Origin of the sequence: Sorangium sp. So ce836 (genome assembly GCF_028553905.1) — a bacterium.
In the GTDB taxonomy this organism is placed as follows: Bacteria; Myxococcota_A; Polyangia; order Polyangiales; family Polyangiaceae; genus Sorangium; species Sorangium cellulosum_D.
This window is the reverse complement of record NZ_CP102233.1, coordinates 9,574,539-9,590,148: the sequence shown is the minus strand read 5'-3', so window position 1 is coordinate 9,590,148 and position 15,610 is coordinate 9,574,539. Positions and strand designations below refer to the sequence as shown.

Sequence of the window (15,610 nt, the reverse complement as noted above, 5' to 3'; positions counted from 1 at the left end):
CGCGAACGGACGAACGGACGACAGGCGGCGACCACCACCTCGCCGAGCGCGGCAAGCCGAGCCACCGGGTGTTCTACAGCCGCCGCATCGTCGCGTGGGTCGAGCGCTGCTGCGCGAAGGAGCGCGCTCCGGACGGGGCGTGACCGCGATCTGCGCTGCCGCCGCCATGGCCCGAGCTCCGCGCGCACGTCCGCGGGAACGCGGGGGCCGAGCGGTGGTAGGATGGGGCCCGATCGGAGGACGTCATCCATGAAGGCCGCGACCGCGCTGGTGAAGGACATCCGCGAAGAGCTCCGCGACATCGACGATCGGCTGAGGGCGCACCCCTATCCGGGCGCCATCGAGCGCGGCGAGATCACGCTCGAGGGGCTGAAGGCGTTTCCGGGCCACCAGCACCATGTGGTGCTCAGCGACATGCGGTCGATGGCGATGATGCTCCAGCGCTTCGCGGACACGCCCTTTCGCGATTTCTGGAGCGGCGTCCTCCAAGGCGAGCTCGCGGCGCCCGCCGGGGTCGCCGCCATGGGCCAGAAGCTCGGCATGACGAGGGACGACCTGGATCGGTACGAGGTCACCGCGGAGGGGTTCGCCTACGCCACCCAGATGGCCTGGGCGGCGGCCAACGCCTCGGCGGCCGAGATCGCGTGTGCCTTGCTCATCAACTTCCCTGCCTGGGGGTTCAGCTGCGGCAGGATGGGGAAGGCGCTCCGCGACCGGTACGGCTTCGGCCCGGAGCACACGGCGTTCCTGGACGCGTTCGCGAACCTGCCGTCGTTCGAGGACACCGCGGTCGCGATCGTGCAGGACGGGCTCGACCGCGGCGTGGAGCCCCGGGCGATCCGCCGCACGACCCGGCTATTTCAGGCCTACGAGAAGATGTTCTGGGACGCGATGCTGGCGCTCGGGGCGCGGCAGGCGAGCGGCTAGCGCCGGCTGCGGGGAGCGCGACCGGCGCTCGCGCTCTCCGCGGAGCCGCCCCTCGCTCACCCTTCCTCGCGCTCACACCCGTACGTCTCGCGGATCTCCGCCGCCATCCGGTGCACCACCGCGCCTGCGTCCGCGCGCACGTGCAGCTCCAGCCCCGGCATCAGCTCCACGCGCCGCCACGCCCGACCGATCTCCGCCGCGTGCTCCCCCACGCCGGGCGCCGCGCTCGCGGGCGGCTCCGGCGGCAGCACCTCCTTCGCCAGCTCCTCGAGCGGGATCGCGGCGAGCTTCCGCTTGATCTCCGAGAGCAGCAGGTTGTGCTCGCGCAGCTTCTTGATCGCGAGCGCCCGCACGAGGTGCTCGCGGCCGTACGTGGTGCGGCGGCCGCGGAACGCGGGCTTGTCCATCAGCCCCTCCGCGAACCAGTGCTTGATCGTGCCGGTGCTCACGCCGGCGGCGCGGGCCAGCTCCAGGGCGCTGTAGCCGCGCGGGGCGGCGGGGGGCGTGGGGACCAGGGGCATCGAGACATCCTAGCCAGAAAATCAGACAAAGATCCAGGAAATCTAGAAAATATGCCCGGGTTTCTGGATGTACAACAGCTTCATCTAGAAATTTATCGGTCGAATCAGGATAAATTGCAGCCAAATCGAGAAAATCAATTCAAAAAATAAGACGATCTTGCCCTGAATCCAGAAAAACTGCTCAGGAATCAGGCGAATCTGGCCGCTCCGACGTACCCCTTCGGTGAGCGCGCGGCTTCGCACGCCACTTTGTAGGTCGTGCCGCCAAGAGCAAAAGAAGACAAACCACAGAGGGCACAGAGGAGAAGAGGAGAAAGAGCGCTTTTCTTTCTCTCTCCTCCGTGTCCTCTGTGCCTCTGCGGTTCAAATCTATTGTTGAAGACGTGGCCCGATCGCTGGCGGCGTCGGCGCAGGCACGGCCGATGATACGGCGGTGTCTGGTGTGGAGAGCCTGCGCACAAAGAAGGGCGGCGCGCGGCGCCTCGCGGCGCGCCAAGACCAGGCGGTGCTGCTGTGCATCGGGGCGTGCCTTGCCGCCGTCCTCCTCGCCTCGATCCTCCTGACAGGGTATCCCCCGGGCGTCGCCGTCGTGTCCCTCGAGTTCGACGATACCCTGGCGAATCAGCTCTCCGCGCGCGCCATCCTCGCCGAGCACCGGATGCATGCCACGTTCTTCGTGAACAGCGGTCGACTCGACCGTCCCGGCTACCTGACGGTCGCGCAGCTCCGCGCGCTCGCGTCCGACGGCCATGAGATCGGCGGCCACACCGTCGATCACGCGCCGCTGCCCGGCCTCCCCGCCGGAGAGCTGCGCCGGCAGATCTGCGACGATCGCCGCGCGCTCCTCGCGCTGGGCCTCGACGTGAGCGACTTCGCGTACCCCGCGGGCCACTACGACAGTGTCAGCGAAGAGCAGGTGCGCTCCTGCGGTTACGACAGCGCCAGGAGGGCGGGCGGGCTCGGCATGCCCCCGTGCATCCTCTGCGCACCGGCGGAGACCATCCCGCCGCGCGACCCCATGGCCACCCGCACGCCCGGCTCCCTCCGCCGCGTTCACCGCCTCCCGACGATCCAGGCGCTCGTCCGCCGCGCGCAGCAGGAGGGCGGATGGATACAGCTCACCTTCCACCATATCTGTGACGCCTGCGACGACTACAGCATCTCGAAAGAGGACCTCTCCACGCTCCTGGGCTGGCTCGCGGAGGAGCGCGAGGCGGGCCGCGTGGCCGTCCTGACGGTGCGTCAGGTGATCCGCGGGGAGGCGCCTCCCCCCGCAGGCTGAGGACGCCGCTCGACCGAACGGCAGAGCCCGCCGGGCCCGGGCGAGGAGCCCGCGTCTGCGAGCGCGTCCATCAAACTTCATCGGGCACAGTGGAACACGCACTCCGGGGCGCAGGCCTGCCGCACCCATGGTCTCGTCTCGTGAAAATGTTCTGCTGGACGCGGTATCGATACGATCAGCGAGTCCGAGTGATCAAAATTCGGAGCCGCGGGAATGTCAGGGGTGGGGTGGTCCACGGCGAGGGCGCCGTGTGCTGCCTGCGTAGAGCTTGAGGAAGGCAGGTTTTGATGTCCCTGAAGCGCGAGCGTTCTTGGATCCTCCGCGGATGAGCCTGTTTCGCAGAGGATCCCGGGCCGATGATCGGGATCGGGGCTGGCTCCACCTGGAGACGGCTGGGGAGGCAGAGGTCGCCACGCGTGCCCAACACAAACGCTCGATGCCTGACGGGCGTGATGCGCTCTTCGATGCATGGGTAAGTTCTTGAATCAGCGTCACTTTTTCAAGAGGGAGGCGGATCGCGCAAGGAACCTTTTGTCACCTGAGGAGAGCGTGGCGATGCGCCCTTGACATCCTCGGAGTCGCTTCGCTCTTCCTTTTCCCTCGGCTCATCCAACGACGGCGACGATCCTTTTCAACAAACTTTACACTCGCCTTTCTGCTCGGACGCCTCGTGCGAGGCGATGCGACCAGCCGCTGCCTGACGCCCCCCCATCCGGCGTCTCGCCCAGCGGCTGCGCGGGAGCACGCACCAGGCATCCAGCGGTCACTAGGAGCACCATGCGAATCAACGATCAGGCAGGCTTGTCCACCGTGTCATTCGGCAAGATCTCGCAGCGCACGTTCTGTCTCGTCTCGTGCGTCACGGCCCTTCTGCTGGGAGCCTGCAGCAGCGGAGATCCCGACGCGGAGGGCACCGCTGGGGGAGGGGAGGGCGCGGGCGGAGCGGGCGGCGCGACCTCCGTCGCCAGCGGCAGCGGCGCGCCCACCTCCTCCTCCGCGACCACGACCTCCTCGTCCGCCGGACCGGCCGTCGGCAGCGGCGGCGGCGGCGAATCGAGCGGGACCGGCGTCACGCACCCGAAGGATCATTGCTTGGATGGCTTCGATCCCCATCCCAGCGACGCGACGATCAAGGACGGCCCGGCGGAGTTCGTCAAGAACGGCCAGACCGATCTCACGGTCCAGCCGGAAGTGATCGCCTGGATGCAAGAGAACGAATGGCAGGCCGCCCACTTCGAGTGGCACAGCATCCGGCGCTGCGGCCCCGGTGCGCTCGGCGGGATGAGCAGGGTCGATATCTGCAACTCGTCGGTCCCGGTCCCGTCGGACCAGGAGTGCAAGACCACGGGCGACGGCTTCCAGTTCCTCGCCATGCATCGGCACATGATCCAGTCGCTGAAGCAGCTCTGGCCGAATCACTCGGAGCAGTTCGAGGGCTTCGACAAGTTCCCCACGAGCGCGGAGGAGCTGCCCCAGCAGTGGAGAGCGGACTTCAGGCCCTGGAGCGCCACGACGATCGCGAACGCGAAGATCGCCGACGAGATCGACAAGCCGGAGAACCTGAGCCGCTTCCCGGACGAGGGCGCGTTCGGCATGTGGCTCCAGTGCTTCGCCGGTCAAGCCATCCCCGGTGCGAGCGTGAGCGCCAGCGGCCTGCACGGCGAGCTCCATTTCAAGTGGGTGCGCAGCAACAACACCGACCACGGCCTCGGCAACCAGTTCACGAACATCGACAACTACATGTTCTGGAAGCTGCACGGCTGGATCGACAAGGTCTGGGAGAAGTACCGCGTCGCCAAGGGCCTGTCGCCCGACGACCAGAAGCTGAAGGACGCCATCGCGGCCCAGTGCTACGAGATGGACGCGATCGCTCGGGTCATCAATCCTGAGCTGACCCCCGACCCGGTCGACCCCCTGCCCACGGAGTCGGGCGTGTTCCACACCAATGTTCGTCCGATCTTCGAGAGCATGGTCAACAAGTGCAGCGGGTGCCACGCCGCGCCGTCGACCGGTCCCCAGGCCGGTCTGTCGCTCGGCGGCGAGATCAGCTCGACGGACATCGTCGCGGGCCTCGTCAACAAGCCGGCCAAGGGCGGCGGGCAGTTCAAGCTCGTGGTGCCGGGAGATCCGGAGCAGAGCTGGCTCTACCGCAAGGTCGCGGGGACGGCGGCGAGCGCCGGATGCAGGCCCAGCGCCACGGCCAGCTGCAACACGGGCGTGATGCCGCAGAGCGCGGACAACAAGCCGACCCTGACGAGCGCCGAGCTCGCGACCCTCCGCCAGTGGATCCAGGACGGCGCGCCCGCGCCGACGAAGAACTAAGCTCTCCCCATCTGCCTCACCCGCGGCCGCTCGCCCCGGATCCCGCCTGCTCGCCGTGGATGCGGCGCAGGAGCGCGTCCGCGGGCTCGCAGCCGCGGCCCTCTGCGCGGGCCAGCTCCGCCTCGGTGGGGACGAGCTCGCCCGAGAACGCCCGGGCGAGGATCGCCTGCGGGAGCCGGTCGGCCCGGGCCGCGGCGGCGGTCACGCGCTCCTCGATCGCGTCGGCGAGCGCGAACAGCGCCCGCGCGCGGCGGACGATCTCGACCTGCTCCTCGGTCGGGGGGAGCGGGGCGGGGATGGCATGGAGCGCCGCCTGCGTGAGCTTCGGCTGCGCGGAGCCGGTCACGTGGTGCTGGAGATCGAGCGAGTTCAGGAGCAGCTCGAGGTACCCGAGGACCACGCCGGGCTTCGGCTTTAGGACGTGAGCGTGGTTGTTCACCCAGAACCGCCCGCTCGCGGCGAAGGCCACCGCGGTGCTCCTGGACAGGAGGTTCGCGCCGTCCTCGGCGACGAGCAGGTAGTCTCCGTCGAACCGATAGCCATCGATCGAGTCGATGATCCCCGAGGCGCCATAATAGGGGTACGGGCCCCGGCGCCGCTCTCGAACCGTGGAGTTCAGGGGGACGCGCCTGCCGTCGTGGTTGTCCACCAGGGCGCCGAGCGGGCAGAGGGCCCACGACGCCGGCAGGGGCCGCGCCCCGGCGCCGTCGCTCGCCGTGAGAGGCGCCGCGGGCCACGCGCGCACGAGGGGCTCCGCGAGCCCGGCGGGCGGCGGCGCGGCGGCGGCGAGCGACGGCGGCGCGCGGAGATCCTCGGTGAGCCTTCCCGAGCACGCCGCCGAGAGCACGGCCTGCCGGAGCCGCCGGAGGACGAGCGACGCCCGGGCGAGCCGCGCCTTCGCGGCGTCCACCTCGGCGAGCAGCGCCTCGACCTTGGCGACGATGCGGCGCTGCTCGGGGAGGGGAGGCAGCGCGAAGGGGCGCTCGAAGGTCTCGCGCACCTTCACGAACGGCTGCGCGGAGCCGCCCTTCACCCAGAAGCCCTCGTCGTTGAGGTGGAGGAACAGGTAGTCGAGATCGATGGCCCGCCCGTCCGGCCAGACCACGTGGGTGTTCGCGATCGCCGACCACCGCCCGCGCGCCTTGAACGCCTTCCCGCACCGCGTCCCCACGGCGGAGACGACGATCGCCTCGCCCTCGTGCTCCCAGCGGTCGCACCACACGTCGGGGCCGGAGGCGCTGAACGCCTGGTAGCGCCCGGGCCGCCGCTCGGGGTGGAGCTTGCCCTTGATGAGCTTCGAGCTCCCGGTCCGGTGCGCGCAGATCGACGCGAGCGTCGTCTCGGCCCACGCTTCGGGTAGGCGCAGGCGCCCGCTCACGCCTCGGCCGCCTTCGCCCCGCCCTCGAGCAACGCGAGCACGCGGCCGAGCGCGGCGACCGCCTCTTCCAGCTCCAGGATCGCGTCGGTCGCCAGCTCCTCCGGCTCCGGCAGCTCGCCGGCGTCGTCGGGCGACTCCTCCCTGAGCCATTTGAACCCGTCGAGCTTGAACTCCCGCTCTTCGATCTCGCGGAGCTCGAAGCTGCGGAATCGGCCCTCGCGGGAGCTCGCCGCCTGGCGCCCCGCCCGCCCGTCGGGGTCGTCGCCGTAGCACCGCTCGAACTCGGCGAAATGCGCCGGCGAGAGCGGCCGATCCTTCTTGGTGATCGACGGGACGCCCGTCCGGGCGTCGTAGATCCAGACCTTCTCCGTCGCGCGGCCCTTCGTGAAGAAGACGACGTTGGCCTTCACGCCGGGGCTGTACGGCGTGAACGTCCCGCGCGGCAGGCGGAGCACCGTGTGCAGGTCGCAGCCCTCGGCGAGGATCTCGAACACGGCGCCTGCCTGGTCGGCGAACAGGCAGTTGTCGGGCAGGACCATCGCCGCCCGCCCGCCGGGCTTCAGGATCGTCAGCACGTGCTGGATGAAGTTGAGCTGCTTGTTCGCGGTCGCGATCGCGAAGTCCTCGCGGTCCGGCGTCTGGTGCGCCCCCTTCGTGCCGAAGGGCGGGTTCGTCAGGATCACGTCGAACCGATCGGCGGGCGGCGGGGCGTCGATCGAGTCGCCGAGGGCGATCCTCGGCTCGATCCCGTGGAGGTACAGGTTCATGAGGGCGAGGCGGCGAGGGCGCGCGACGAGCTCGTGACCGAAGAACGCCGTGGACTTGATCCGGTCCGCCGTCTCCCGGTCGAGCGCACCTCGCGCCTCGGCCTCGAGCCACTCCCAGGCGGCGACGAGGAACCCCCCGGTGCCGCACGCCGGGTCGCAGAGGGCGAAGCCCGGCCGTCCCCGCGGATCGGGCCGCATGCACCGCACGATCGACTGGATGAGGACGCGCGGCGTGAAGTACTGCCCGGCGCCCTTCTTGCCCTCGGCGGCGGCCTTCTCCAGGAGGCCCTCGTACGCCGCTGCCTGGATGTCCACGCCGAGGCCGGTCCACTCGATCTCGTCGATGAGGTCGACGAGCCGCTTGAGGTTCGCGGGGCTCTTGAAGCGCGGCTGCGAGCCCGCGTAGATCTCCCCCAGCACGCCGGGGGCCTGCTCGAGGGACCGGAGGACCTCGGCGTAGCGATCGAGCAGCGCCTGCCCGCTCGCCGCGCGCAGGGCGGGCCACGAGCAGTCCACCGGCTCGGGCTCGCCGCGGGGCGCCCTCGGCGCGACGCGCGAGAGATCGAGGCCTCGCTCCGCGGCCATCTTCAGGAAGAGCAGGTACGTGATCTGCTCGATGTAGTCCCCGTGGTCGATGCCGTCGTGGCGGAGCGTGTGGCAGAACCCCCAGAGCTTTCCAACAACATCGGTCATGCGGCGATGGCTTCGTTCGGGTCGAGGAGGCGTCGAGGCGCGGCCGAGCCGCCTTACCACGGCCGCGCCCCCACGGCGCCGCGGCGCGCCACGCGGGCCGATCGCGGCGGCCGCGGCGCGCCTCGGCGGCCGTCGCGGCGCGCCTCCACGGCGCTGGGACGCGCCGCCGCCGATGTACTAGGCTCGCCCCCGTGCCGCGCGCCCTCCTCTCGCCGCTCGCGCTCGTCGTGCCGCTCGCCGGCCTCGCCTGCGCGTCGCCCTCGCTCCCCGACCCGAATGAGGCGGTGCGGGCCTACGCGGACGCGGCGGCGCGGGGCGACGCCGACGCCATCTACGGCATGCTGAGCGAGCGGAGCCGCACCGCGATGTCGCGCGAGGAGGTGCGGCGGCGCGTGGCCGAGGCGCGCGCCGAGCTCGCCGAGCAGGCCAGGAGCGTCACGGCGCCCGGGGTGGTGATCAAGACCCGCGCCCGGGTCCGCTACCCGGACGGCGAGATCGCGACGCTGGAGCTCGACGACCGCGAGCGCGCCTTCCGGATCTCGGCCGCCGACGCGCTGCCCGCGGGCGGCCGCACGCCCGAGCAGGCGCTCGAGCAGCTGCGCCGCGTCCTCGCGCGCCGCAGCTACGCCGGGCTGCTGCGCGTCCTCACGCCGGCCACGCGCAGCGCCATCGAGAGCGACCTCCGCTCGCTGGTCGAGGGGCTCGCCCAGCCCGAGGGCCTCGAGGTCCGGATTGCGGGCGACTCCGCGACGGTTCAGATCCCCGGTGGGCACGAGGTGAAGCTCCGGCGCGAGGCGGGTGTATGGCGGGTGGAGGACTTCGATTGATACGGCAGCTCGGCGCCGCTGGCGGCTCCGGGCGCCGCCGCCTGGCCGCGGCGCCGCTCCGCCGCCTGGCCGCGGCGATGCCGCCCCGCCGCCTCGCCGCGGCGGCGCTGGTGCTGGTCTCGGCGCTGCTGCTCGCGGCGGTGCCGCGCCCCGCGCGCGCCTTCGGGGAGGAGGGGGCGTGGAACCCGAGGCCGCTGCTCACGGGCAACGCGCGCTGGGAGGGCGTGCGCGCCACCGCGCCGGCGCGCTGGTCGTTCGAGCTGGAGCGCCGGACGAGCGCGCCGGCGCGCCGCAACCCGACCACGGTCCGCGCGGACGACCCGGCGCTCCTGGCCGAGCCGTTCGCGCTCTGGGGCGGCGAGGGCGACATCCCGCCGCTCACCGAGCGCGAGGTCTTCGGCCTGCGGCGCTTCCTCGCGCTCGGCGGCGTGCTCTTCGTCGACGATTTCGCCCCGGGGAGCGGCGCGTTCGGCCGCGCCGCGCGGCGCGAGCTCGCCCGCGTCCTGCCGGAGGGCTCGCCCATCCCGATCGGCACGGAGAACGTCGTCTTCCGTTCCTTCTATCTCCTCCCGCGCGCCGTCGGCCGCGTCGAGGGCCCGCAGAAGCTCTCGGCGATCGTGCGCGGCGGCATGCCGCAGGTGATCTTCTCCGACCACGACCTCGCCGGCGCGCTGGCGCGCTCGGACGGCGGCGGTCCGAGCGTCGAGGTCACGCCCGGGGGCGAGGCGCAGCGCGAGCGCGCGTTCCGGCTCGCCGTGAACATCGCGATGTACGTGCTCTGCTCGAACTACAAGGACGACCAGGTGCACGCGCCGTTCCTGATGCGCCGCCGCGCCGTCGACGACACGCGACCCCGCTCCGCGCCTGCGCCCCGCGGGGCGCCCTGAGCCGATATGTCGGACCGCCTCGTCCCCGCGCCGAAGCTGGTCTGGCAGAACGACTACTACGCGGTCCTGGTCGACGCGCAGCTGGGCATCGTCTGGAACGTGCGCAGCAGCAAGCCGTTCGCCTCGCTCGACGAGCTCGATACAATGATGGGTGCGGTCGTCGATTACATGGATGGGCTGGACCGCCCGCGGTACTCCCTCCTCCTCGACATCCGCGCCGGTCCTGGCCGGAACGATCCCGAGTTCGAGGCCGCCATCGCCCGCCTTCGGCTACGGTGGTTCCAGGGCTTCCGCAGGATCGGCGTGCTCGTGCAGACGGTCGTCGGCGCGATGCAGGCCCAGCGCTATGCGAGGCAGGACGGCATCAGGCGGATGATCACGAGCGACGAGGCCGCGCTCCTCCGGTACCTCACCCAGCCGTGAGCCTGCCCTCGGCGCCGCGAGCGCGCCATCTCCTCGGCGGCCTGCGCCTCCGAGGAGCTCGCCGTCACCGCCGGGCGTGGCGCAGGGCGTTCGCGATGCCGCTCTGCAAGGTGCTCAGCGTGGTGATCCCGGAGAGGTCCACGCCGAGCGTGACCAGCGTCTGCGCCACCTCGGGGCGGACGCCCGTGAGCACCACGCGGGTGCCGAGCAGCTGGGCCGCGCGCGCGGTCCGCGTCAGCGCGTCCGCGACGTGCGTGTCGACCGCGCGCACGCCGGTGATGTCCAGGATCGCCGTGTGGGCGCCCTGGCTGCTGATGCCGGAGAGCAACGTCTCCATGATCTGCTCCGCGCGCCCGGTGTCGATCGTCCCGACCAGCGGCATCGCCACCACCCCGTCGGCGAGCGGGATGAGCGGCGTCGACAGCTCCCGCAGGGCGGCCTGCTGCGTGGCGATGATCTCCTCCTGCAGCGCGGCCCGCTCGGCCTCCGCGCGGCGCAGGGACGTGATCTCGGTGACGATGCCGCCGAGGCCGATCGGCTGGCCGCGCTCGTCGTGGATCGGGAATTTGACCGTGAAATAGTGGAGCTGACCGTTCACGGTCTGCAGGGCCTCCTCGAACTGCATGACCCGCCCGCCGGCCATCACCTCTTGCTCCTTCGCCGCGAGCACCTCCGCGATACCGGGGAACAGCGCCTCCCTGTCGTCCCTGCCGATGAGCTCGACGACGTGCTTCTCCACGGGCTGGGCCTGCGCATAGGCGCGGTTGGCGAAGACGTAGCGTCCCGCGATGTCCTTGACGAAGATGAAGCTGCGCGCGTTGTCCACGAGCTGGAGGAGCATCTGGTAGCGCCCGTGCACCGTCCGCTCCCTCCGTCGCTGGTCGCCCGTGTCGTCGACGATCGCGGCGATCTCGCGCGCGTCGCCCCGATCGTCGCGCAGCACGGCGTAGGTCCACCTGCAGAGGAGCGCGTGCCCCTCTCTCGTCCTGGCCTCGCTCGAGGCCGCCGCGAACCGGCTCTCCGCCCGCGGGGAATCGAACGCCCGCACCGCGGCGGGGGACACGGGATCCGCGGCGACGAGGTCGGCCAGCCTGCGGCCGAGGGCCTCGCGCGCGCTCCACCCGAAGAGGCGCTCGGCGCCGTCGTTCCAGTGCGTCACCGTGCCATCCGGGCGCCAGTAGATCACCGCCGGCACCGCCGTGGGCAAGCCGTCGAGCGCGGCGTGATCGCCCGCGCTCGCCGCGCCGTTCGACGCCGCGCCGTTCGACGCCGCGCCGTTCGACGCCGCGCCGTTCGACGCCGCGCCGTTCGACGCCGCGCCGTTCGACGCCGCGCCGTCCAGCGCCGTTCCGTCCGGCGCGCGCCCGCTGGATCGCTCTGCCAGCGCCTTCTCCAGTGCCGCGACGCGCGCGCGGAGCTCCACGTTCTCTTCTCTAAGCCGCACAGCCTCGCTCAGATCTTCGCGCATCATCGGCCAGATTCGAGCCTACGCGGGGCATCTCCGGCGTTGCAAGGTTGCTTTGGGTCGTTTCACGTTGCCTCTCAGGTCGCAGAGATGACGCTGGGCTGGGGCGCCCGGCGTCGATGTGAGCGCCGGGCTGGGACACCCCGGCCCGATGTACTAGGCTCCGCCCGTGTCGCGCGCCCTCGACTCGCTGCTCGCGCTGTCGCGCTTCCACGCCGCCGGCGTGTCCAGCGAGCCTCCCTCCTCGCCCTCTCCCACTCGTGCTCCCTCGCTCCCGGAGCGGCCGTGACCCAGAGCCTCGCGCCCTCGGGCGACCTCTCCTCGCCGGTCGTCGCCGTCGCCTGCGTCGTCGCCGCGCTGAGCTTCGGGCTGCTCGCGCTCGAGCTCGTCCGCGCGCGGGGCCGGACCGCGGCGGGGTCGGGCGGCTTCCGCGGCGCGGCGCTCGCCACGGCGCTCACGGGCGCGATCGCCGTGCTCTGCCTGCTCGCCGCCATCCTCCGCCCGGTCGCGGTCACGTCGCGCGGGAGCCTCGTCGGCCCGAAGGTCGTGGTGCTGGTCGACGGCTCCCGGTCCATGGACCTGCCCGGCCTCGCGGGGACCCGCCGCGACAGCGCGGAGCGGGCGCTCGCGGAGCTCGGGAAGCGCGCCGACGTCCGGCTCTCTCGCTATCTGTTCGGCGAGGGCGCGCCGCTGCCGGCCGACGGGCAGGCCGGCGTCGGCCCCGCGCCGGCGCCGGGCGGCAGCGCTGGCCCCGCGCCGGCGTCGACGCCGCGCGCGGACGCGGGCGCGGCGGCGCCCGCCGCTCCCGCCGCGCCGCCCGCGCGAGGCCGGCCGCAGCGCCGCTCGGACCTCAGCGCCGCGCTCGAGGCGCTCGCCCGCGCCGCCGACGAGCGGCCGTCGGCGTTCGTCGTCGTCTCGGATGGCCGCCTCGACCGCCCCGGCCCCGAGGACACCGCCGCGGCGACGCGGGCCGCGCTGGAGGGGCTCGGCGTCCCGGTGCACACGGTCGCGGTGGCGACCGAGTCCCCGCGCGACGCCAGCGTGCGCGCGGTCCGGACCTCCGGCGCCGCCGTCGCCCACCAGCCGCTCTCGCTCCGCATCGACATCGGCTGCAGCGGCGGCCTCGCGTGCGACGCGGTCCCCGTCGTCGCGCGCGAGCTCCGCGAGCAGGGCGCGCCCACGACGCTCGCGACGGGCACGGCGCACGTCGAGGGGGGCGTCGGCACGGTCGAGCTCGGCGTGACGCTCGATCGCGCCGGCACGCGCATCCTCGAGGTCGCGATCGACGCGCCGGACGGCGACGAGCTCCCCGAGAACGACGTCCGCTACGTCACGCTCGACGTCGCGCGCGATCGCATCCGGGTGCTCCACGTGGCGGGCCGGCCGACCTACGACGTGCGCGCGCTCCGGATGTGGCTCAAGGCCGACGCCTCGGTCGACGTCGTGGCGTTCTTCATCCTGCGCACCCCGGGCGACGAGGTGAACGCGTCCTCGGACGAGCTCGCGCTCATCCCGTTCCCGGTGGACGAGCTCTTCAGCGTGCACCTGTCGAGCTTCGACGCGGTCGTCCTGCAGGACTTCGACGCCAAGCCGTACGGCCTGACCAAGCACCTGCCGGCGCTGGCCCAGTACGTCGACAAGGGCGGGGGGCTCATCATGGTGGGCGGCCCGAACGCCTTCGTGCCCGGCAACTACGCGCGCACGCGGCTCGCCCGCGTGCTGCCGGTCGATCTCGAGATCGGCGGCGGGCCCGGCGTGGATCTCGGCGCCTTCGTGCCGCGCATCACCGCCGCGGGCCGCGCGGCGCCGGTGCTCGCGCCGCTGCTCGCGCTGATCGGCGACGAGATGCCGGAGATGCCGGGGACCAACGTGGTCGGCGACCCGCTCCCCGGGGCGACGGTGCTGATGACGCACCCGACCCGCACGACGGCCTCGGGCGCGCCGATGCCGGTGCTCTCGCTGGGCGAGCACGAGAGCGGCCGGACGATCGCGCTGACCCTCGACGGCAGCCACCGCCTGCTCTTCAGCGCGTTCGCCTCGAGCTCCGCCGGCCGCGCGCACGGCGCGTTCTGGGACGCCCTGCTCGGCTGGCTCATGCGCGACCCCCGCTTCGAGCCCGCCGCGATCGAGCCGCGCGGCGGCTGCCTCGCGGGCGAGGAGACGACGCTCGTCCTGCGCCCGCTCGCCGGGCAGCGGGGCGAGGCCAAGGTGACGATCGCCCGCCTCGGCAGCGGCGCGGTCGTGCGGACGCTGAGCGCGCGGATCGGCGAGGGCGGCGAGCCGGTCGAGCTCGCGGCGGGCCGCCTCGAGCCCGGCGGCTACGCGGCCACGGTGGAGATCGTCCCGGCGGAGGGCGCGGGCGACGCGAAGGGGGCGACCACGCGGCGCGACTTCGCGTGCGAGCGCGGCGGCGACGAGTGGGCGGATCCGCGCCCCGACGTCGCCCGCCTGGAGGAGATCGCGAGGGCCACGGGCGGCGCGTCGGTGCTCCCGCCGGGCGCCGGCTCGCTGCCGCTGCCGGCCGCGACGCAGGTGGCGGCCGAGCGCCACGTCGCGCCGCTCCTGCCCCCGTGGGTCTGGACGCTCGCGGCGGCCGCGGCCCTCGGCGCGCACTGGATCGTGCGCCGGCGCGGAGGGCTCGCCTGAGGCGCGATGGCCCCCGTTCCGCGGGGCGGGCCGCTCGCGGGCTACCCGCCTCGCCTCAAGGCAGCCACGGCTTCTCCAGCGGATCTGCCTTGTCGCCGACCCAGACCCTCAGCACCCCGAAGTTGTCCGGGTTCCCGCTGAGGAGCGCGTGGTTCACGATGAGCAGCGTCTGCGCCGGGTCGTTGAAGGCGACGTTGGCGGGCGCGTCGAGCGGCACCTCGTCGCAGGGCGAGCTCTCGATGCGCGACACCTCGTCCCCGTCCTCGTCGAGCACCGAGATCGCGTTGGCCACGGCGAGCGTGACATAGAGCTTCCCCGACTTGCCGAAGGCGAACCCGTCGGGCGCCTCGCCAGCGGTGTAGTCGTGGACCAGCTCCAGATCGGCCTCCTCGGGGGCGTCGACGAGGGGGAGCCGATAGATGGACCCGAGGCTCGGATTCGCCAGGGAGAAGGTGACCGAGAAATAGACGTGCTCCCGCAGCGGATCGAGCCTGATCCCGTTGACGCCGAACGGCTGGAGGCCCCCTCCGGCGAGCGCCGCGCTCTGGAACCAGATCTCCGGCGCGCCGCCGCCGGGCGCATAGCGGAAGATCGTCGCCTGGAGCGAGTCGGTCACGTAGGCATAGCCGTCCTCGTCGAAGACGATGTCGTTCGGGATCGGCGTCGCGTCGAAGGGCGCCGGCGAGCACGCCTCTCCCGGCGCAGCCGTCGCGCACGGCGGGAGATCCGGCAGCGGATCGCCGTAGCTCTCCTGGACATATCCATGTCCAGTCTTCCTGAAGCGCAGCAGGCCGAGCTGCGTGCTGAGCGCGTAGACGCGGCCCGGGCCGTCGACGGCGATGCAGCTGAGCGCATGCTCCGCGCCGAGCGCCTCGCCCGCCACGGTGATCGTGCTCTTCAGGACCTTGCTGTCCCTGTCGTAAACGAAGATCTTCGACGGCCCCGAGCCCGCAGTGCCGAAGGTCGCCGGACCAGACACGAAGACCCGATTGCCATCGACCGCGATCCCCTCAGGGAACCCGGGAGTCGCCGGGAACGTCGCGAACGGCTTGATCTCACCGTGCCACGCCGCCATCGCCCAGGCCGGATCCGAGATCTGCGCCGATGCGACGGAGAGGAGCGACAGCGCGCCGCAAACAAGCCCCGTTTTGCTGGAGCGGGATAGTTTTGACTGCATAAAACGCGACATGATCCCTCCTGGGTCCGTGGCTCACGGACCGGGGTTGTCGAAGTGAACGCTCGAAATAAACGCTGATGAACGCTATCGAGAAGCCAAGGTGCGATCGGCCCGGCCTCGTCAAGACGAAGACGCGTCCATGATGGCTGGAGTATATGCCGATAAGCCAATCGGCTGTCGAGATAATTTTCTCTGGTCTCTGAAGTCTCGGCGAGGCCGGCTGCGCGACGCGCTTAGGTTATGGTCTTTATTATGGATGCATCTGCGCACTTGCGCATTCATGTTTGTTGCGCCC

The 15,610-nt window shown here is 71.9% G+C and carries 12 protein-coding genes; 7 read left to right on the top strand and 5 right to left on the bottom strand.

Translation table 11 applies throughout. The annotated features are described in order from the left end of the window. Positions 1-249 precede the first annotated feature (249 nt). On the top strand, positions 250-927 hold the full coding sequence (locus NQZ70_RS34635; protein ID WP_165374322.1) for a hypothetical protein: 678 nt from the start codon (positions 250-252) through the stop codon (positions 925-927). A 56-nt stretch (positions 928-983) separates the two neighbouring features. Here NQZ70_RS34635 and NQZ70_RS34630 read toward each other — a convergent pair whose 3' ends face one another. Continuing rightward, positions 984-1,448, bottom strand: a complete 465-nt coding sequence (locus tag NQZ70_RS34630; RefSeq protein ID WP_129578055.1) for a helix-turn-helix domain-containing protein — start codon at positions 1,446-1,448, stop codon at positions 984-986. 433 nt (positions 1,449-1,881) lie between these two features. Here NQZ70_RS34630 and NQZ70_RS34625 point away from each other — a divergent pair, with 433 nt between their 5' ends. Next, complete coding sequence (locus NQZ70_RS34625) at positions 1,882-2,730, top strand: polysaccharide deacetylase family protein (protein WP_237244307.1); 849 nt, start codon at positions 1,882-1,884, stop codon at positions 2,728-2,730. An 810-nt stretch (positions 2,731-3,540) separates the two neighbouring features. Then, complete coding sequence (locus NQZ70_RS34620) at positions 3,541-5,052, top strand: hypothetical protein (protein ID WP_237245696.1); 1,512 nt, start codon at positions 3,541-3,543, stop codon at positions 5,050-5,052. A gap of 16 nt (positions 5,053-5,068) precedes the next feature. Here the strand turns inward: NQZ70_RS34620 and NQZ70_RS34615 are convergent, their stop codons facing one another. Further along, on the bottom strand, positions 5,069-6,430 hold the full coding sequence (locus NQZ70_RS34615) for a restriction endonuclease subunit S (protein ID WP_129578053.1): 1,362 nt from the start codon (positions 6,428-6,430) through the stop codon (positions 5,069-5,071). After that, positions 6,427-7,890: a class I SAM-dependent DNA methyltransferase gene (locus NQZ70_RS34610; RefSeq protein ID WP_129578052.1), complete on the bottom strand. Its 1,464-nt coding sequence runs from the start codon at positions 7,888-7,890 to the stop codon at positions 6,427-6,429. The genes NQZ70_RS34615 and NQZ70_RS34610 overlap by 4 nt, the downstream gene beginning before the upstream one ends. A gap of 191 nt (positions 7,891-8,081) precedes the next feature. On the opposite strand from NQZ70_RS34610, the gene NQZ70_RS34605 reads away from it, so the two are divergent. The 3 genes from NQZ70_RS34605 to NQZ70_RS34595 are packed head-to-tail and all read left to right on the top strand — an operon-like array spanning position 8,082 to position 10,027. Next, on the top strand, positions 8,082-8,717 hold the full coding sequence (locus NQZ70_RS34605) for a hypothetical protein (RefSeq protein WP_129578051.1): 636 nt from the start codon (positions 8,082-8,084) through the stop codon (positions 8,715-8,717). Continuing rightward, the gene (locus NQZ70_RS34600; protein ID WP_129578050.1) at positions 8,714-9,604 is read left to right on the top strand and encodes a DUF4159 domain-containing protein; all 891 of its coding nucleotides are present in this window, start codon (positions 8,714-8,716) and stop codon (positions 9,602-9,604) included. The genes NQZ70_RS34605 and NQZ70_RS34600 overlap by 4 nt, the downstream gene beginning before the upstream one ends. A gap of 6 nt (positions 9,605-9,610) precedes the next feature. Continuing rightward, the gene (locus NQZ70_RS34595; RefSeq protein ID WP_129578049.1) at positions 9,611-10,027 is read left to right on the top strand and encodes a hypothetical protein; all 417 of its coding nucleotides are present in this window, start codon (positions 9,611-9,613) and stop codon (positions 10,025-10,027) included. A gap of 64 nt (positions 10,028-10,091) precedes the next feature. On the opposite strand, the gene NQZ70_RS34590 is transcribed toward NQZ70_RS34595, so the two are convergent. Next, positions 10,092-11,498 carry a PAS domain-containing protein gene (locus NQZ70_RS34590; protein ID WP_129578048.1) on the bottom strand — a complete coding sequence of 469 codons (1,407 nt, stop codon included), beginning with the start codon at positions 11,496-11,498 and terminating at the stop codon, positions 10,092-10,094. Between the two features lie 279 nt (positions 11,499-11,777). Here NQZ70_RS34590 and NQZ70_RS34585 point away from each other — a divergent pair, with 279 nt between their 5' ends. Continuing rightward, on the top strand, positions 11,778-14,138 hold the full coding sequence (locus tag NQZ70_RS34585) for a glutamine amidotransferase (RefSeq protein WP_129578047.1): 2,361 nt from the start codon (positions 11,778-11,780) through the stop codon (positions 14,136-14,138). A 55-nt stretch (positions 14,139-14,193) separates the two neighbouring features. Here the strand turns inward: NQZ70_RS34585 and NQZ70_RS34580 are convergent, their stop codons facing one another. Then, the gene (locus NQZ70_RS34580; protein WP_237244306.1) at positions 14,194-15,327 is read right to left on the bottom strand and encodes an SMP-30/gluconolactonase/LRE family protein; all 1,134 of its coding nucleotides are present in this window, start codon (positions 15,325-15,327) and stop codon (positions 14,194-14,196) included. Positions 15,328-15,610 lie beyond the last annotated feature (283 nt).